This is a genomic window from Enterobacter cloacae complex sp. P43RS (genome assembly GCF_014930585.1).
GTDB classification, from domain to species: Bacteria; Pseudomonadota; Gammaproteobacteria; order Enterobacterales; family Enterobacteriaceae; genus Enterobacter; species Enterobacter bugandensis.
Genome location: NZ_JADBRJ010000005.1, coordinates 324487 through 343409 on the forward strand (window position 1 = coordinate 324487; position 18923 = coordinate 343409).

The window sequence follows — 18923 nt, forward strand, 5'->3', positions numbered from 1 at the left end:
GTCTCCTCAGGCGATACGGGCGAGCGGAGGATTCAGGGCGTCGCAGAAATCTGCAACGTTACTGACCCAGCCAAAAAAGGTTTCGATATTGAACAAAGCTGCCTTTTGGGCGAATTCCGGCCCGGCCTGATGGGTCGCGTCTTCCAGCACCACGCCGAAATACTCGAGGAAAAAGCCGTCGCGCAGGGTCGATTCCACGCACACGTTGGTGGCAATGCCGGTGAACACCAGGTGGCGAATGCCCCGGCTGCGCAGCAGGCTGTCGAGCGGGGTGTTGAAAAAGCCGCTGTAGCGCGGTTTCGGCAGGACGATATCGCCCGCCTGCGGGACCAGCTCGTCCACCAGCTGATAATCCCAGCCGCCTTTGGCCAGCAGCTTGCCCTGCAGTTCGGGCCGCTTGCGCATGGTTTTCAGGGCGTTCGACTTGTGGAAGTTGGGCGAGCCGGGGCCGCCGGCCTCGACGTACTGGTCATCCCAGCCGTTCAGGAACCAGATGATGAGCATTCCCGCCGCGCGCGCGGCGGCGACGGCGGTTTTGATGTTCTCGATCACAGGCCTTGTGGCGGAGACGTCGAACCCCGCCAGATCCAGATAACCGCCCTGGCTGGCATAGGCGTTTTGCATGTCCACCACGATCAGCGCGCTCTGCTGCGGCGCAAAGGTGATGGCTTCCGGGCGAGCGTTTAAGGTCGTCATTACGCCACCTCCTTCGTGACGGCAGGGATATGGGCGCGGCACTGCATCAGCGGCTGGATGCGCTCGCCGAAGGTTTCCACGCCGGTGAGGAAATCATCGAAGGTCAGCAGGACACCCTCCGCGCCGGGTACGGCCGCCACTTCGTCGAGCATCCTGGCAACGCTGGCATACGAGCCGACCAGCGTGCCCATGTTGATATTGACGGCGGAGGTTGGGTCGGCCATCTGACGCACGTTGGTGTCTGCGCCGGAGCGGGTGTCTTTCTGGCTCTGCTCGGTAAGCCAGCTCAGGGCTTCGTCGTCAGCGCCGTCCTTATACCGTTCCCATTTGGCGCGCGCGGCGTCGTCGGTTTCGTCGGCAATGACCATGAACAGCACGTACGAGCCCACGTCGCGCCCGGTTTTGTCGGCGGCCTCCTTCATGCGCGCGGCGGTCGGGGCAAAGGCGGCAGGGGTGTTAACGCCTTTGCCGAAGCAGAAGTTAAAGTCGGCGTATTTCGCGGAGAATTCCATCCCCGCGTCGCTCTGCCCGGCGCAAATCACCTTCATCGGCACCGACGGCTGCGGGCTGACGCGGCAGTCGTTCATGGTAAAGAAGTCGCCTTTGAAGTCGCTTTTGCCGGTGCCCCACAGGTCGCGCAGCACCTGCACGTATTCGGTCAGGTAGTCGTAGCGACGGGAGAAGTAATCGTCGCCCGGCCAGAGTCCCATCTGCTCGTACTCCGGTTTTTGCCAGCCGGTGACCAGGTTAACGCCAAAGCGCCCGCCGGAGATGGAGTCGATGGTGGAGGCCATGCGTGCCACGATCGCGGGCGGAAGGGTGAGGGTGGCCGCGGTGGCGTAGATCTGGATCCGCGAGGTAACCGCTGCCAGCCCGGCCATCAGAGTGAAGGACTCCAGGTTGTGATCCCAGAATTCCGTTTTGCCGCCAAAGCCGCGCAGCTTGATCATCGAAAGCGCAAAGTCGAAATGGTAGTGCTCCGCTTTCTGCACGATGGCTTTGTTCAGCTCAAAGGTCGGCATGTACTGCGGTGCAGTGGTCGAGATAAGCCAGCCGTTGTTGCCGATGGGTACAAATACGCCAATTTTCATCACGAACCTCTCTTCATTACGTCGCAGGTGTAACGGTGGTTTTGCAAAGGCAATGCCAGTTTTGAAAACGCTTGTGTTATTAATGTGTTAATGGGAGGTTGGGGAATTGATGCCGCTAAATGTGGACTAAATGGTCAAAAACATTGCACAGAAAACAGGCACTCATGCGCGATGGGAGTGCAGAAGGTCGTGGCGAGGCGGGGGTTTTGCTATGCTGAGCGCAGGAAAGAAAATGGAGAGCGGAAATGACACAAGGCGCAGTGAAAACACCCGGAAAACGTTCGCAGGCGGTGAGCGCCAAAAAGCAGGCGATCCTCAGCGCCGCGCTGGAGACCTTTTCACAGTTTGGCATTCACGGCACGCGCCTGGAGCAGGTGGCGGAGCAGTCCGGGGTGTCTAAAACCAATCTGCTCTACTATTACCCGTCGAAAGAGGCGCTGTATGTGGCGGTGATGCAGCAGATCCTCGATATCTGGCTGGCGCCGCTCAAGGCATTTCGCGAAGAGCTGGCCCCGCTGGTGGCTATCGAGGAGTACATTCGCCTGAAGCTCGAGGTGTCGCGCGATTACCCGCAGGCGTCAAGGCTGTTTTGTCTTGAGATGCTGCAGGGCGCGCCGCTGCTGCAGGCGGAGCTGACGGGGGATTTAAAGCAGCTGGTGGACGATAAGTCGGCGATTATCGCCGGATGGGTTGCCAGCGGAAAGCTGGCCCCGGTCGACCCGCAGCACCTGATCTTTATGATCTGGGCCGCTACCCAGCACTACGCTGACTTTGCGGCCCAGGTTGAGGCGGTGACCGGTAAAACGCTCCAGGACGAGGCGTTTTTCCAGAGCACCCTCGAAAACGTGCAGCGGATGATTATCGAAGGGATCCGCGTGCGTTAATTGCCCGGCGGGAGAGGGCAGCTTAAGTCGCCCTCTTCACACTGCATCAGCGAGGCCAGAAACGCCTCGCGCTCCACGGTTTTTTCCGCCAGGCACTGGTTAACAATCATTGGCTGGACGCTCCCGCCTTCCGTCCCCGAACCGATAAACGCGCAGTCCGCGTCGCGTAGGGTAATCCACGCCTGTTGCGCTTTTTTCAGCAGGTCGCGCTGGGGGGCCGCCGCGCGTTTGATGGCGGCCTGATAGGTCTGGTTGAGTTTTTTATCGGCTGCCTGGTACTGCTGCGCGCTACAGGTATTCAGTTCAAGCTGCGTAGTGGCGTTGTCGCACTCGTTGGCCAGCGCGCTGGTGCTGAGCAGCAGTGCTGCGCCTGCGATAAGATATCGTTTCATATACTCCCCAATAAAATAAGGCTCCGTCTTCGGAGCCTTATTAGCACAGCGTTAGCCGATTGTCATCAGGCTGGCGTTACCGCCCGCCGCTGCGGTGTTGACGCTGAGCGAGCGCTCCACGTACAGACGCTCCAGCAGCAGGTTGGTTTCCCCGCGGGCGAAGCCCTGCACGGAAACAATCGCCCCGCTGCGGGCCGCCACCTGCTCGCACAGCTCGCGCAGCTGGTCGGAATCACCGTGGTAGATCACCGCGTCAAACGGCTGGGTCAGCAGGGCATCGGCCTTCGCAAAGCGAATGCGGGCCGAGACCGCTTTCGGCAGTTGTTTGGCGAGATCGCGATGCAGCGCATCGTCCGGCCACAGCACTTCACACCCGGTGGCCATCGCGGCTGCCAGCTGTACCAGCGCGTCCTGCTCGTTATCCGCCACGCACAGTACGCGCTCGCGCGGCATCAGCGTCCAGGTGTTGCGCTCGCCGGTTGGCCCCGGCAGCAGACGCTGGGTACCGGCCTGCGCCAGCTCGCCGTACTGCTGCGCAATCGCACGCAGTTCAGGACGGTTATCAGCCCACTTAATCAGCGCCTCCAGCGGCTGGGTCAGCACGGCTTTCACCTGCGCGTCCACCGGATATTCAGCGTCCTGACGCGCCAGCGTCACGCCCAGCGCATTTTCCGGACGGTTCGCCAGCAGACGGTACAGGTAGAGCGGGCCGCCCGCTTTCGGACCCGTACCGGAGAGGCCTTCGCCGCCGAACGGCTGCACGCCCACGACCGCGCCAACCATGTTGCGGTTGACGTACAGGTTGCCGACTTTGGCCGTGCCGGTGACCTGCGCAATGGTCTCGTCGATACGGGTATGCACGCCGAGCGTCAGGCCGTAGCCGGAGGCGTTGATCTGGTCGATAAGCGCGTTGAGGTTGTTACGGTTGTAACGCACCACGTGCAGCACCGGGCCGAAGACCTCTTTTTTCAGCTCGTCGAAGCTTGCCAGCTCAATCAGCGTAGGCGGCACGAAGGTGCCAGTCTGCCACTCGCGGGCATCTTCGCTGTTCTCGCGCACCGCCTGGAACACCGGACGGCCTTTGGCGCGCATGGCCTGAATATGGTTTTCAATGTTGGCTTTGGCTTCCGCGTCGATCACCGGCCCGATGTCGGTGGTGAGACGGCCCGGGTTGCCCATGCGGCATTCCGCCATCGCGCCGCGCAGCATCTTCAGCGTGTGGTCAGCCACGTCATCCTGTAAGCACAGCACGCGCAGGGCGGAGCAGCGCTGACCGGCGCTGTCGAAGGCGGAGGCCAGCACGTCAACCACCACCTGCTCGGTGAGGGCGGAGGAGTCAACAATCATGGCGTTCATGCCGCCAGTTTCGGCGATAAGCGGGGTAGGACGACCCTGCGCATCCAGACGGGTGGCGATGTTGCGTTGCAGCAGGGAGGCCACTTCGGTCGAACCGGTAAACATCACGCCGCGCACGCGGTTATCGGAGGTGAGTTTGGCGCCCACCGTTTCACCGCGCCCTGGCAGCAGTTGCACCACGCCCGCCGGAACGCCTGCTTCCAGAAGAATGTTGATGCCCTGGGCGGCAATCAGCGGGGTTTGCTCTGCCGGTTTCGCCAGCACGCTGTTGCCTGCGGCAAGGGCGGCGGCAATCTGGCCGGTGAAGATCGCCAGCGGGAAGTTCCACGGGCTGATACAGACCACCGGACCGAGCGGACGGTGCGTCTCGTTGTCGAAATCATCACGCACCTGACCGGCGTAGTAGTGCAGGAAGTCGACCGCCTCACGCACTTCGGCGATGGCGTTGCTGAAGGTTTTCCCCGCCTCACGCACCAGAATGCCGATGAGCGACTGCATCTGATCTTCCATCAGCACCGCGGCGCGTTCCAGAATGGCGGCACGCTCCTGCGGCGGGGTGGCGAACCAGATTGGCGCGTTGTTCACCGCGCTCTCCAGCGCCTGTTCCACTTCCGCTTCGGTTGCTTCACGCGCGTAGCCGACGATGTCCTTCGGCTCTGCCGGGTTGATCACCGGCTGCATTTCACCGTCCTCGACGGCCTGCTCAAGGATCGGTTTGGCCTGCCATTTCTGCAATGCGCTGTTGAGCAGAGCAGAGGAGAGCGACGCCAGACGGTGTTCGTTCGCCAGATCCAGGCCCGCTGAGTTGACGCGGCCCGCGCCGTACAGCTCGCGCGGCAGGGCAATTTTCGGATGCGGCAGACCAATCTGGCCTTCCTGCGCCGCCAGCTTCTCAACGGCCTGCACCGGATCGGCCACCAGCTCGTCAAGCGGCAGGGTGGTGTCGGCGATGCGGTTAACGAAGGAGGTGTTCGCCCCGTTCTCCAGCAGACGACGCACCAGGTACGCCAGCAGGGTTTCATGGGTGCCCACCGGGGCATAGATGCGGCACGGGCGGTTCAGCTTGCCGTCCGCCACTTTACCGGTGACCTGCTCGTACAGCGGTTCGCCCATGCCGTGCAGGCACTGGAACTCGTACTGGCCCGGATAGTAGTTCTGCCCGGCCAGGCTATAGATCGCCGCCAGGGTATGGGCATTGTGGGTCGCGAACTGCGGATAAATCAGGTTCGGCACGCCGAGCAGTTTTTTCGCGCACGCGAGGTAAGAGACATCGGTGTAGACTTTGCGGGTATAGACCGGATAGCCTTCCAGACCTTCCATCTGGGCGCGTTTGATTTCGCTGTCCCAGTAGGCGCCTTTCACCAGGCGGATCATCAGGCGGCGACGGCTGCGGCTGGCCAGGTCAATCAGGTAATCAATGACGAACGGACAGCGTTTCTGGTAGGCCTGAATAACGAAACCAATCCCGTTCCAGCCCGCCAGCTCCGGTTCGAAGCACAATTTTTCCAGCAGATCGAGGGAGATCTCCAGACGGTCAGCCTCTTCGGCGTCGATGTTGATGCCGATGTCATACTGGCGCGCCAGCAGGGTCAGGGACTTCAGGCGCGGATAGAGCTCTTCCATCACCCGGTCATACTGCGCGCGGCTGTAGCGCGGGTGCAGGGCAGAGAGCTTAATAGAGATGCCCGGACCTTCATAAATACCGCGACCGTTGGACGCTTTACCGATGGCGTGGATCGCCTGCTGGTAAGAGACCATGTAGGCCTGCGCGTCGGCGGCGGTGAGCGCCGCTTCACCCAGCATGTCGTAGGAGTAGCGGAAACCTTTATCTTCCAGCTTGCGGGCATTCGCCAGCGCTTCGGCAATGGTTTCCCCGGTGACGAACTGCTCGCCCATCAGGCGCATCGCCATGTCCACGCCTTTGCGGATCAGCGGCTCGCCGCTCTTGCCGATAATGCGGTTCAGAGAGCGTGACAGGTTGGCTTCGTTATGGGTGGAGACCAGCTTGCCGGTAAACAGCAGACCCCAGGTGGCGGCGTTGACGAACAGCGACGGGCTGCGGCCAATGTGGGAGTGCCAGTTGCCGTTGCTGATCTTGTCGCGGATCAGCGCGTCGCGGGTAGCTTTATCCGGAATACGCAGCAGCGCTTCCGCCAGGCACATCAGCGCCACGCCTTCCTGTGAGGAGAGTGAGAACTCCTGCAACAGGCCCTGCACCATCCCGGCGCGGCCGGTGGCGGTTTTCTGGTTGCGCAGCTTGTCGGCTAACTGATACGCCAGGCTGTGCGCCTGGGCGGCAATGGCTTCCGGCAGGCGGGCCTGCTCCAGCAGCATTGGCACGGCGTCGGTTTCGGCGCGGCGGTAAGCCCCGGTAATGGCGGCGCGGCTGACGGACTGCGGCAGGATCTGCTCGGCAAATTCGAGGAACGGCTGGTGGTTTTCTTCCACCGCCGTCGCGGCGTCTTCGCTTTCGTTCGCTGCGCCCGCCAGCAGGGCAGGCAGCTCAGGCAGGCCGTCTTCACTCTCCAGCCTTTCCAGATAGTTAAAAATCGCCTGCTTGATTAACCAGTGCGGTGTGCGATCAATGCGGGTTGCTGCGGTCTTAATCCGTTCGCGGGTCGCGTCATCCAGCTTAACCCCCATGGTGGTCATCCCCATGCCAAAACTCCTGTTGTTCTGTAATAGCGTTCTGTTGATAGCGTGAAATATCCACCATGTTGCAACTTTGTGCAACCGTGTTAAATGTGACCTGGTTTGCAAGCTGGAAAATGAATGGATTGTTAACGAATAGTTAGCTGGAAAAAAGCGCTAGCTTCTGCATGCGAAGCCTGTTTTTATGCGGTGCTTAACACTTTTCAAAGGTGCAACCCGTATAAATGTGAGCGAGTGCAACCTATAGGAAAGACGTATAAAACCAGGGATGAAATTCATGTAAATGCAGTGTTAAATCGTTTGTCAGTGGGAAGCGTATACGGCAGGATAGCGCGCCCAACGGAAACACATACACACATCACTACGTTCCGGTGATGACATAACAAGGCAACCCGGACGGTTGTCGCTCGACATTTTGGAGAATTTGAATGGCTATTAGCACACCGATGCTGGTGACATTTCTCGTTTATATTTTTGGCATGATCCTGATAGGGTTTTTGGCATGGCGTTCCACTAAAAACTTTGACGACTACATCCTTGGCGGGCGCAGCTTAGGCCCAATGGTCACCGCGCTCTCTGCGGGCGCATCCGACATGAGCGGCTGGCTGCTGATGGGGCTGCCGGGCGCGATTTTCATCTCTGGTATTTCCGAAAGCTGGATCGCCATCGGCCTGACCGTCGGCGCGTGGATCAACTGGAAGCTGGTGGCAGGCCGTCTGCGCGTGCATACCGAAGCCAACAATAACGCCCTGACGCTGCCGGATTACTTCACCGGACGTTTTGAAGATAACAGCCGCATTCTGCGCATTATCTCCGCGGTGGTGATCCTGCTGTTCTTCACCATCTACTGCGCCTCCGGCATCGTGGCGGGTGCGCGACTGTTCGAAAGCACCTTCGGCATGAGCTATGAAACCGCCCTGTGGGCCGGTGCCGCGGCAACCATCCTCTATACCTTCGTGGGCGGGTTCCTGGCAGTAAGCTGGACCGACACCGTGCAGGCGAGCCTGATGATCTTCGCCCTGATCCTGACCCCGGTGATTGTGATTTTCACCGTCGGCGGCTTTGGCGAATCGCTGGAAGTGATCAAGCAGAAGAGCATTGAAAACGTCGATATGCTGAAAGGGCTGAACTTCGTTGCCATCGTTTCCCTGATGGGCTGGGGCCTGGGCTACTTCGGTCAGCCGCACATTCTGGCGCGCTTTATGGCGGCGGATTCTCACCACACCATCGTTCACGCGCGTCGCATCAGTATGACGTGGATGATTCTGTGTCTGGCGGGCGCGTGTGCGGTCGGCTTCTTCGGTATCGCCTACTTCAGCAATAACCCGGCGCAGGCGGGTGCGGTGAACCAGAACGCCGAGCGCGTGTTCATCGAGCTGGCGCAGATTCTGTTTAACCCGTGGATTGCCGGTATTCTGCTCTCCGCGATCCTGGCGGCGGTGATGTCCACCCTGAGCTGTCAGCTGCTGGTTTGCTCCAGTGCAATCACCGAAGACCTCTACAAGGCCTTCCTGCGTAAAAATGCGAGCCAGAAAGAGCTGGTGTGGGTAGGGCGCTTTATGGTGCTGGTGGTGGCGCTGGTAGCCATTGCGCTGGCAGCCAACCCGGAAAACCGCGTGCTGGGTCTCGTGAGCTACGCGTGGGCGGGCTTCGGTGCCGCGTTTGGGCCGGTGGTGCTGTTCTCCGTCATGTGGTCACGCATGACCCGCAACGGCGCGCTGGCGGGGATGATCATCGGTGCGGTGACCGTCATCGTCTGGAAGCAGTTCGCGTGGCTGGGCCTGTACGAAATCATTCCGGGCTTCATCTTCGGCAGCATCGGTATTGTGGTGTTCAGCCTGCTGGGTAAAGCGCCGTCTGCCTCTATGCAGAAGCGCTTTGCGGAAGCGGATGCGCACTACCACACTGCGCCGCCGACTAAGCTTCAGGCAGAATAATTTTCCCCTCACCCTAACCCTCTCCCAAAATGGGAGAGGGGACAGACCGTTCACCAGTTCGAGATGATAAATGATGATTAAAACAGGGTTAATGGTGGCAGCATTTATGCTGCTGGCGGGTTGTAACGCACCCTCGCAGCGTGCGGCGGTGGAGACCTGCAAAGCGGATAACCAGATGCAGCAGACCACGCTCTATTTTGGCTTGAATCGCCCGGCAGGGGCGCAGATTACCGGCAGCGAATGGCAGCAGTTTGTTGATCAGGACGTGACGCCGCGTTTTCGCGATGGCTTAACGGTGTTTGATGCGCGCGGGCAGTGGCTGGGGAACGACGGGAAAGTGGCGCGTGAATCCAGCAAAGCGTTAATGCTTATCCACGGTAAAGATGCGCAGAGCGAGAAGAACATCGAAGCATTGCGCGGGATCTATAAGTCTCGTTTCGCGCAGGAATCGGTGATGCGGGTCGACCAGCCGGTGTGCGTACAGTTTTAATAAAAAACGGCGGGATAACCCGCCGTTGTTGTTTTGTAGCAAAGCTATTTACAGCACTAATCCCGCAAAGCTCGCCGACAGCAGGCTCACCAGCGTCGCACCGTATACCAGGCGCAGACCAAACCGCGACACCACGTTGCCCTGCTGCTCGTTCAGCCCCTTAATCGCCCCGGCGACGATGCCGATGGAGGCGAAGTTGGCAAACGACACCAGGAAGACGGACAAAATACCCAGCCCGCGCGGTGACATTTCATGAGCAATTTTTTGCAGCTCAATCATCGCTACAAATTCATTCGCCACCAGCTTGGTTGCCATAATGCTGCCCGCGTTTAACGCATCGCTGAGCGGAATCCCGATAAGCCACGCCAGCGGATAAAACACATAGCCCAGGATCTGCTGGAAGCTCATGCCGAATACGCTGGAGAAGAGGGCGTTAACGGCGCTGATGAGGGCGATAAACCCAATCAGCATCGCCAGAATAATCATCGCCACCTTAAAACCGGCCAGAATATACTCGCCCAGCATTTCAAAGAAGCTCTGGGATTCGTGCAGTTTTTCCAGCTTGATATCCGGCTCGGCTTCCGGACGTACCGGGTTAATGACCGAGAGAATAATAAAGGTGCTGAACATATTCAGGATCAGCGCGGCAACGACAAATTTGGCGTCGAGCATGGTCATATAGGCACCGACAATCGACAGGGAGACCGTCGACATGGCCGTGGCCGCCATGGTGAACAGACGACGCGAGGAAAGATCCCCCAGCACGCCTTTATAGGCAATGAAGTTTTCCGACTGGCCGAGGATCAGCGAGCTCACCGCGTTGAACGATTCCAGCTTGCCCATGCCGTTCAGCTTTGACAGCAGCGTCCCGATGATTCGAATAAAAATCGGCAGGATCCGCCAGTGCTGGAGAATACCAATCAGTGCGGAAATAAAAATAATCGGACACAGCACGCCGAGGAAAATAAACGCCAGCCCTTTTTCTCCCATTCCGCCAAAGACGAAATTCGTCCCTTCCGAGGCAAATTTAAGCAGTGACTCAAAGAAGCCGGAAACGTATTTAATCAGGAATAGCCCGCTTTCGGCGTGCAGGAAAAAGAACGCCAGGGCAATTTCAATAACAATCAGCTGGAAAACATAACGAATGCGAATTTTTCGGCGGTCGAAACTCACCAGCCAGGCAAGCGCAAGAATAATCACCAGCGCCAACAGGAAATGGACAATCTTAAACATGGGATATTTTCGGTTGGTTTTTGAGGCGGATATTTAGCCACAGCACTGGTTAACCGTAAATGGGCATTTTTATTATAACTTATAAACTTAACGGTAACGGCGGCAACTATTAACAGGCTTTGCGTTTACAACTCGTCATCAAATCACCACACATTTCGCTTGTGTTTCTTTTCGCCGTAATGATAATCACTATCACAAGAATTTACCTTTCTTTGCATCAGTTGACCGCGATAAACATTTAAGGTGTCGGCATGTTTGTTCCATTTCTCATTATGTTACGTGAAGGCCTTGAAGCGGCCCTGATTGTCAGCCTTATCGCCAGCTATCTGAAGCGCACCCAGCGTGGGCGCTGGATTGGCGTGATGTGGGTTGGCGTATTCCTTGCCGCGGCGCTCTGCCTGGGCTTAGGTATCCTCATCAATGAAACCACCGGCGAATTCCCGCAGAAAGAGCAGGAGCTGTTTGAAGGTATCGTCGCCGTGATTGCGGTGTTTATCCTGACGTGGATGGTCTTCTGGATGCGCAAAGTTTCCCGCAACGTGAAGGTGCAGCTTGAGCAGGCGGTGGATAACGCCCTGCAGAAGGGGAATCACCATGGCTGGGCGCTGATTATGATGGTCTTTTTCGCCGTGGCGCGCGAGGGTCTGGAATCGGTTTTCTTCCTGCTGGCGGCATTCCAGCAGGATGTGGGCATTTGGCCGCCGCTGGGCGCCATGCTCGGTCTGGCAACGGCGGTGGTGCTGGGCTTTCTGCTCTACTGGGGCGGCATTCGCCTCAACCTGGGCGCCTTCTTTAAGTGGACCAGCCTGTTCATTCTGCTGGTGGCCGCGGGGCTGGCGGCAGGGGCGATCCGCGCCTTCCACGAGGCGGGCCTGTGGAACCACTTCCAGGACGTAGCGTTCGATCTTAGCAACGTTCTCTCCACCCATTCACTGACCGGCACCCTGCTCGAAGGCATCTTCGGCTACCAGGAAACGCCGAGCGTCAGCGAAGTGGCGATGTACTTTATCTATCTGGTTCCGGCGCTGGTGCTGTTCGCGATGCCGCCGCGTACCGGTTCGCAGGCGTCGCGCGTTGCGCCGTAATTATTGTTTTAGTTACAACATACTTTTTAAGGGAAGAGTCATGGCAATTCAGTTTCGTCGTAGTGCATTGTGCGCAGGCATTGCCGCGCTGTTCGCTTCTGCATTCGCTGCGCAGGCTGCGGATATTCCGCAGGTAAAAGTCACCGTTAACGATAAGCAGTGCGAGCCGATGACCATCACGGTTAACAGCGGTAAAACCCAGTTTATCATTCAGAACCACAGCCAGAAGGCGCTGGAGTGGGAGATCCTCAAAGGCGTGATGGTGGTGGAAGAGCGCGAGAACATCGCGCCGGGCTTCAGCCAGAAGATGACCGCCAACCTGCAGCCGGGTGAATACGACATGACCTGCGGCCTGCTGACCAACCCTAAAGGCAAGCTGATCGTCAAAGGTGCAGCGACGGCGGACGCGGCCAAAGGCACGGCCCTGCTGAGCCTGGGCGACGCCATCACCGCCTATAAAGCCTACGTCACCAAAGAGACGGCGGACCTGGTCACGGGTACCAAAGCCTTCACCGACGCCGTGAAAGCGGGCGATATCGAAAAAGCGAAATCCCTGTACGCGCCAACCCGTCAGCACTACGAGCGCATCGAGCCGATTGCCGAGCTGTTCTCTGACCTCGACGGCAGCATTGATGCCCGCGAAGATGACTACGAGCAGAAGGCCGCCGATCCGAAATTCACCGGCTTCCACCGTCTGGAAAAAGCCCTGTTTGGCGATAACTCCACCAAAGGAATGGAGAAATACGCCGGGCAGCTGAACACCGACGTGCTGGAGCTGCAAAAGCGCATCAGCGAGCTGGCCTTCCCGCCGTCGAAGGTGGTGGGCGGCGCGGCCGGTCTGATTGAAGAAGTGGCCGCGAGCAAAATCAGCGGTGAAGAAGATCGCTACAGCCACACCGACCTGTGGGACTTCCAGGCCAACGTCGACGGTGCGCAGAAGATTGTCGAGCTGCTGCGTCCTCAGCTGCAGAAAGAGAACGGCGAACTGCTGGCGAAAGTAGATGCCAACTTCAAAAAGGTCGATACCATCCTGGCGAAGTACCGTACCAAAGACGGGTTCGAAACCTACGACAAGCTGACCGACGCCGACCGTAACGCGCTGAAAGGCCCGATTACGACGCTGGCGGAAGATCTCTCCCTGCTGCGCGGCGTACTGGGTCTGGACTAAGCACGATGAACAAGCACGAAGAATTCGACGTGGCGGAACCTTCACGGCGTCGTTTGTTAAAAGGGGTAGGGGCGCTGGGCGGTGCGTTTGCCCTGGCGGGAGGTTGCCCGGTGGCGCATGCGGCGAAATCGCAAAGCGCGCCCGGTACGCTCTCGCCGGATGCCCGCATGGAGACCCAGCCGTTTTATGGCGCGCACCAGGCGGGTATTCTCACGCCGCAGCAGGCTTCCATGATGCTGGTGGCCTTTGATTCGCTGGCCAGCGATAAGGCGGATCTGGAGCGTCTGTTCCGCCTGCTGACGGCGCGCATCGCGTTTCTTACCGCGGGCGGGCCGGCACCGGATACGCCGAACCCGCGCCTGCCGCCGATGGATTCCGGTATCCTCGGGGCGTTTATCGCGCCGGATAACCTGACCATTACCGTGTCGGTAGGGGAGTCGCTGTTTGACGGCCGCTACGGCCTGGCAAAACAGAAGCCTAACGCGCTGCAGAAGATGACGCGCTTCCCGAATGACTCCCTCGACGCGGCGCTGTGCCACGGCGATCTGCTCCTGCAGATTTGTGCCAATACCCAGGACACGGTGATCCACGCCCTGCGCGATATCATCAAGCACACGCCGGATCTGCTGAGCGTGCGCTGGAAGCGGGAAGGGTTTATCTCTGACCACGCCGCCCGCAGCAAAGGCAAAGAGACGCCGGTAAACCTGCTGGGCTTTAAGGACGGCACGGCCAACCCGGACAGCAGCGATGCGGCGCTGATGAAAGACGTGGTGTGGGTGACGGCAGATCAGGGGGAACCCGCATGGGCGGTGGGCGGCAGCTACCAGGCTGTGCGTATTATTCAGTTCCACGTGGAGTTCTGGGACCGCACGCCGTTAAAAGAGCAGCAGACGATTTTTGGCCGCGACAAGCAGAGCGGGGCGCCGCTGGGCATGAAGCACGAGCATGATGTGCCGGACTACGCGAACGACCCGGATGGCGACGTTATCGCGCTCGACAGCCATATTCGCCTTGCCAACCCGCGCACCAAAGAGACGCAGTCCAGCCTGATGATGCGCCGTGGCTACAGCTATTCGCTGGGCGTGACCAATTCCGGCCAGCTTGATATGGGGCTGCTGTTCGTCTGCTATCAGCACGATCTGGAGAAAGGCTTCCTGACCGTGCAGAAGCGGTTAAACGGCGAAGCGCTGGAAGAGTACATTAAGCCCATCGGCGGCGGCTATTTCTTTGCCCTGCCCGGCGCGCGCGATGCTGGCGCGTATCTCGCACAAGGTCTGATGGAAGCCTGATAATTGTCCCTGCGATAGTTCGCGGGGACATTATTTTTTCATATGACTATCTTATTGTTATATTTCTGTAATATTCATATATAAGACTGATTCCGCTGCAGGAACAGTCTTAAAAGTTGCATTCAGGTAAAATAAATGTTGCATTTATGATAACTCCTGATGTACTTAAGATAAGACAGCGGTAGTTCCCGGCAGTGATGCTGAATCACTATGGAGATCGCGAATGGTTGCGTCCTGTACTGGACAAGGTAAACATAACAACCGCAGCACCCGGCGCGGAGGCTCAGACTCCGGCAGCGATTTCCTCACCACTAAATTCTCCCCCACACCTCAAGAATCTGATTCGACCGACGTGCAGACCGGTGCGCGTAGCCGCTCTGTATCGTCATCTGATAAAGCAAGCAATGGCTTACAAGGAAGCCAACCCTCTGATGTTCGTGCGCATAATCGTGCCGAAGCTGGCGCGTGTGATGAATACCAACAACTCAAGGTGCTATCCATGGGAAGACAAAAAGCAGTGATCAAAGCTCGTCGCGAAGCAAAACGTGTGCTGAGACGGGACTCACGTAGCCATAAACAGCGTGAAGAAGAATCGGTCACCTCGCTTGTGCAGATGAGTGGCGTAGAAGCAATTGGCATGGCCAGAGACAGCCGTGATAATTCTCCAATTGTGGCGCGCAATGAGGCTCAGGCGCACTACCTGAATGCTATCGAGAGTAAACAGCTCATCTTTGCAACCGGTGAAGCCGGATGCGGGAAAACCTGGATCAGTGCAGCCAAAGCAGCGGAAGCGCTGATCCATAAGGACGTGGAGCGCATTATTGTTACCCGTCCTGTACTGCAAGCTGATGAAGATCTCGGCTTCCTGCCCGGCGATATTTCGGAGAAGTTTGCTCCGTACTTCAGGCCCGTCTATGACGTGCTGGTGAAGCGACTGGGTGCATCCTTTATGCAGTACTGCCTGCGACCAGAGATTGGCAAGGTGGAAATCGCGCCGTTCGCCTATATGCGCGGACGTACATTTGAAAATGCGGTCGTTATTCTCGACGAGGCTCAGAACGTGACCGCTGCGCAAATGAAGATGTTTTTAACGCGCCTCGGGGAGAACGTGACGGTTATCGTCAACGGCGATATTACCCAGTGTGACCTGCCGTCGGGCGTGAAGTCCGGCCTCAGCGACGCCATGTCACGTTTTGAGGAAGATGAGATGATTGGGGTGGTACGCTTCACCAAAGAGGACTGCGTGCGCTCGGCGCTCTGTCAGCGCACGCTGCAAGCGTATTACTGAGTTTGCTGTTGCGTTCAAGGCCCGGGAAACCGGGCTTTGTTTTATGTGCATTTTATTCCCTCTCCCCTGGGGAGAGGGTTAGGGTGAGGGTCTCAGGCCGCACCGAGCTGAATATAGCTACGGGGGGGATTGACTCGCTTCGCTCGCCCTGCGGGCAGCCTGTTCGCTTTGCTCACAGTCTGTCCAACTGGCTGCGCCAGTTGTCGAACCCCGGTCGGGGGTTCTCATCCCCCCACAGGCGTGCAATATGCGAAAAAAAAAGCCCGCATTTTCATGCGAGCTCTTCTTAAAATATGGCGGTGAGGGGGGGATTGACTCGCTTCGCTCGCCCTTCGGGCAGCCTGTTCGCTTCGCTCTCAGTCTGTCCAACTGGCTGCGCCAGTTGTCGAACCCCGGTCGGGGGGTCTCATCCCCCCCACAGGCGTGCAATATGCGAAAAAAAAAGCCCGCATTTTCATGCGAGCTCTTCTTCAAATATGGCGGTGAGGGGGGGATTCGAACCCCCGATACGTTGCCGTATACACACTTTCCAGGCGTGCTCCTTCAGCCACTCGGACACCTCACCATATTGTTTTGCTGCCTGACCGCTTGGGGGGCAACGGGGCGCTACTATAGGGAGTTGCGCGAAAGCGGTCAAGCAGATTTTCTGCATTCGTGCTTGTTCGGTTAAGCCTTAATCAGCTTATGACGCACAGCGCAGAATTAACGCTGCGAATCGAGCACTTCGCTGTTTTTCACCACCTCCTGCGCTTTGCCGTAGCTTTCGATCAGCAGCTGGTAGGCCGGGAAGATGTGGGTGTATACCTCAGCCCATTCAGCCGCATCTTCACGGTTCCAGGTTCGCTGGATCTCAGAGGCCACAGCGGCGGTATCCATCGGCACCACGCCTGCCTGGACCACGCGGGCCAGGGTGATCTCCTGCGCCATTTTGCTGTAGGTGCCGGAGGCATCAATCACCGCAAACACTTTATATCCGTCCGCCACCGCGCTGATGGACGGGAAGGCCATGCAGACGCTGGTGATCGTGCCTGCAATAATTAACGTCTTGCGACCGGTAGCTTTTACCGCCGCCACGAATTCCGGGTTATCCCAGGCGTTGATCTCACCTTTGCGGGCCACATACTGCGCATGCGGCGCGTTGGCGTGGATCTCCGGGATAAGCGGGCCGTTCGGTCCCTGTGGAACGGAGGCGGTGGTGATCACCGGGATCTTCGCCAGCGTGGCGATCTTTGCCAGCGCCGCCGCACGGGCGCGCAGCTCCGGCATGGGCATGTCGCCGACGGTCTGGAACAGCCCGCTCTGGTGGTCGATAAGCAGCATGACGGCATCATTTACGTCAATGACGGGACGTGCACCGTTGAAGTTTGCAGGGGTAGACATATTGCGCTCCTTAATTACGTTCAGATCTGGCCAAAGCGGCCGGAGTTGAAATCACGAATGGCTTCCGCGATCTCGGTTTTACTGTTCATCACAAACGGGCCGTAGCCCACAATCGGTTCATTCAGCGGCTCACCGGCCATCAGCAGCAATTTCGCGTCGCTGTTCGCTTCCAGATGCAGCTTTTCACCGCTCTGACTTAGCACAATCAGCTGCGCTTCACCCGCTGGCGTGGTGCCGTTCACCGTTACGCTGCCCTCAAGTACCACCAGCGCCGTGCTCCAGCCTTCGGGCTGGTTGAGCGTCAGATGGCTGCCCTGGTTAAGCGCGATGTCCCAGACGTTCAGCGGTGAGAAGGTATGGGCCGGGCCCGTCACGTCCTCATGGCGACCGGCGATGACCCGCAGCGTGCCGCTGTTATCCGGCAGCGTGACCACCGGGATATCCGCTTTGGTGATGCTCTGGTAGCCGGGCGTCGCCATTTTGTCTTTGGCGGGCAGGTTGACCCATAGCTGCATCATTTTTAGTTCACCGCCTTTCTGCGCGAAGGCGCTGGAGTGGAACTCCTCGTGCAGGATGCCTGCGCCCGCCGTCATCCACTGCACGTCGCCGGGGCCAATAACGCCGCCTCTGCCGGTGGAGTCGCGATGCTCCACTTCGCCGGCGTAAACGATGGTCACCGTTTCAAAGCCGCGATGAGGATGCTCGCCCACGCCGCGTTTCGCGCCGTCCGCCGGGAAGGTGTACGGTCCGGCATAGTCCAGCAGCAGAAACGGGCTCAGCGGCTCGCCGTGCGTCTGGTAAGAAAACATTGAACGAACCGGGAAACCGTCACCGACCCAGTGCGGACGAGGTGCGGTATAAACGCCTGTTACGTTTTTCATGATGTACTCCTGATGTGCTATTGATGTAATTAGCTTATATTCAGGGTTAATATCCCGGTAGATAGTGAAAATGACATTCACTGTTCTGAATATGGAACGATGAGGGCGTATGCAGGATCTCAATGATTTCGCGTGGTTTGTGAAGGTGGTGGACCATGGTGGATTTGCGGCGGCGGGTCGGGCGCTCGATCAGCCCAAGTCAAAACTGAGCCGCCGGATTGCCCAGCTGGAAGAGCGCCTTGGCGTGCGGTTGATCCAGCGCACCACCCGGCAGTTTACGGTGACGGAAGTGGGGCAGACGTTCTATCAGCACTGTAAAGCCATGCTGGTAGAGGCCGAAGCTGCGGAAGAGGCGGTGGCGGCGTTGCAGGCCGAGCCACGCGGCGTGGTCAGGATCACCTGTCCGGTCACCTTGCTGCACGTGCATGTGGGTCCCATGCTGGCACGGTTTATGGCGCGCTATCCGGGGATCAATCTTCAGCTTGAGGCCACCAACCGACGGGTCGATCTGGTGGGCGAGGGTATTGACGTGGCGATCCGCGTTCGTCCACGTCCGTTTGATGACAGCGACCTGGTGTTAAGAGTGCTGGCAGACAGGGGACACTGCCTGGTGGCGAGCCCTGCGCTGATTGAGCGGATGGGTCACCCTGCCGTGCCCTCTGAGCTGAGCGAGTGGCCGGGTTTGAGCATGGGGGTGGGAAAGCAGCTGCACAGATGGGAGCTGAGCGGGCCGGAGGGAGCGAAAGCCGCGATTCATTACACGCCGCGCTTTATTACCACCGACATGCTGGCGCTGCGTGAAGCGGCGATGGCGGGGGTGGGCGTGGTGCAGCTGCCGATTTTGATGGTCAAGGATCAGCTGGCATCCGGGGAACTGGTAAGGGTGCTGGACGCATGGGAACCCCGACGGGAAGTGATTCACGCTGTTTATCCTTCCAGGCGAGGTTTGCTGCCGTCCGTCAGAACGCTGGTGGATTTTCTTACTGAAGAGTATGCGCGGATGGTGGAGGAGTAACGATCCCCCCGCCCTTCGGGCAGATTCCTCGCAGGTTCGTCATCTGTCCAACTGGCTGCGCCAGTTGTCGAGCCCCGGTCGGGGGT

The 18923-nt window shown here is 58.6% G+C and carries 15 protein-coding genes, 1 tRNA gene and 1 other RNA gene; 8 read left to right on the top strand and 9 right to left on the bottom strand.

Going from position 1 to position 18923, the window contains the following annotated elements; translation table 11 throughout:
- Positions 1 to 6: 6 nt before the first annotated feature.
- Positions 7 to 696 (bottom strand): pyrimidine utilization protein B, encoded by a 690-nt coding sequence (rutB, locus tag IM294_RS12980; protein ID WP_126817600.1) that lies wholly within the window; start codon positions 694 to 696, stop codon positions 7 to 9.
- Positions 696 to 1787, bottom strand: coding sequence for a pyrimidine utilization protein A (gene rutA, locus IM294_RS12985; protein ID WP_041910549.1), 1092 nt, complete (start codon positions 1785 to 1787; stop codon positions 696 to 698). Before rutA ends, rutB begins: the two co-directional genes overlap by 1 nt.
- A gap of 245 nt (positions 1788 to 2032) precedes the next feature.
- Here rutA and rutR point away from each other — a divergent pair, with 245 nt between their 5' ends.
- Positions 2033 to 2671, top strand: coding sequence for an HTH-type transcriptional regulator RutR (gene rutR / locus IM294_RS12990; RefSeq protein ID WP_028012659.1), 639 nt, complete (start codon positions 2033 to 2035; stop codon positions 2669 to 2671).
- On the opposite strand, the gene IM294_RS12995 is transcribed toward rutR, so the two are convergent.
- Positions 2668 to 3063, bottom strand: a complete 396-nt coding sequence (locus tag IM294_RS12995) for a lysozyme inhibitor LprI family protein (protein WP_041910548.1) — start codon at positions 3061 to 3063, stop codon at positions 2668 to 2670. The genes rutR and IM294_RS12995 overlap by 4 nt on opposite strands.
- A gap of 51 nt (positions 3064 to 3114) precedes the next feature.
- On the bottom strand, positions 3115 to 7077 hold the full coding sequence (putA, locus tag IM294_RS13000) for a trifunctional transcriptional regulator/proline dehydrogenase/L-glutamate gamma-semialdehyde dehydrogenase (protein ID WP_126817596.1): 3963 nt from the start codon (positions 7075 to 7077) through the stop codon (positions 3115 to 3117).
- 422 nt (positions 7078 to 7499) lie between these two features.
- Here putA and putP point away from each other — a divergent pair, with 422 nt between their 5' ends.
- Both putP and IM294_RS13010 read left to right on the top strand, forming a co-directional pair.
- Entirely contained in the window at positions 7500 to 9008 is a 1509-nt protein-coding gene (gene putP, locus IM294_RS13005) for a sodium/proline symporter PutP (RefSeq protein WP_041910546.1), read from the top strand.
- 70 nt (positions 9009 to 9078) lie between these two features.
- A complete protein-coding gene (locus IM294_RS13010; RefSeq protein WP_069732498.1) occupies positions 9079 to 9498 on the top strand; it encodes a DUF3574 domain-containing protein in 420 nt (139 codons plus the stop codon).
- Between the two features lie 48 nt (positions 9499 to 9546).
- Here the strand turns inward: IM294_RS13010 and IM294_RS13015 are convergent, their stop codons facing one another.
- Positions 9547 to 10731, bottom strand: coding sequence for a NupC/NupG family nucleoside CNT transporter (locus tag IM294_RS13015; protein WP_045261666.1), 1185 nt, complete (start codon positions 10729 to 10731; stop codon positions 9547 to 9549).
- 251 nt (positions 10732 to 10982) lie between these two features.
- On the opposite strand from IM294_RS13015, the gene efeU reads away from it, so the two are divergent.
- From efeU to phoH, 4 genes are all read left to right on the top strand, one after another.
- Positions 10983 to 11816, top strand: coding sequence for an iron uptake transporter permease EfeU (efeU, locus tag IM294_RS13020; protein WP_028012665.1), 834 nt, complete (start codon positions 10983 to 10985; stop codon positions 11814 to 11816).
- Between the two features lie 40 nt (positions 11817 to 11856).
- Positions 11857 to 12984, top strand: coding sequence for an iron uptake system protein EfeO (gene efeO, locus IM294_RS13025; RefSeq protein ID WP_028012666.1), 1128 nt, complete (start codon positions 11857 to 11859; stop codon positions 12982 to 12984).
- Between the two features lie 5 nt (positions 12985 to 12989).
- On the top strand, positions 12990 to 14273 hold the full coding sequence (gene efeB, locus IM294_RS13030; RefSeq protein WP_047368267.1) for an iron uptake transporter deferrochelatase/peroxidase subunit: 1284 nt from the start codon (positions 12990 to 12992) through the stop codon (positions 14271 to 14273).
- Between the two features lie 499 nt (positions 14274 to 14772).
- On the top strand, positions 14773 to 15561 hold the full coding sequence (gene phoH, locus IM294_RS13035; RefSeq protein WP_024908976.1) for a phosphate starvation-inducible protein PhoH: 789 nt from the start codon (positions 14773 to 14775) through the stop codon (positions 15559 to 15561).
- Positions 15562 to 15855: 294 nt separating this feature from the next.
- Here the strand turns inward: phoH and IM294_RS13040 are convergent.
- The 4 genes from IM294_RS13040 to IM294_RS13055 all read right to left on the bottom strand — a co-directional run bounded on the left by IM294_RS13040 (position 15856) and on the right by IM294_RS13055 (position 17822).
- Positions 15856 to 15991, bottom strand: a non-coding RNA gene (locus IM294_RS13040) — RtT sRNA.
- Positions 15992 to 16038: 47 nt separating this feature from the next.
- Positions 16039 to 16126 (bottom strand) — tRNA-Ser (locus IM294_RS13045).
- Positions 16127 to 16263: 137 nt separating this feature from the next.
- A complete protein-coding gene (locus tag IM294_RS13050) occupies positions 16264 to 16941 on the bottom strand; it encodes an isochorismatase family protein (RefSeq protein ID WP_025755865.1) in 678 nt (225 codons plus the stop codon).
- A gap of 20 nt (positions 16942 to 16961) precedes the next feature.
- Positions 16962 to 17822, bottom strand: coding sequence for a pirin family protein (locus IM294_RS13055; protein WP_126817594.1), 861 nt, complete (start codon positions 17820 to 17822; stop codon positions 16962 to 16964).
- Positions 17823 to 17931: 109 nt separating this feature from the next.
- On the opposite strand from IM294_RS13055, the gene IM294_RS13060 reads away from it, so the two are divergent.
- A complete protein-coding gene (locus IM294_RS13060; RefSeq protein ID WP_028012669.1) occupies positions 17932 to 18837 on the top strand; it encodes a LysR family transcriptional regulator in 906 nt (301 codons plus the stop codon).
- The last annotated feature ends 86 nt before the right edge of the window (positions 18838 to 18923 follow it).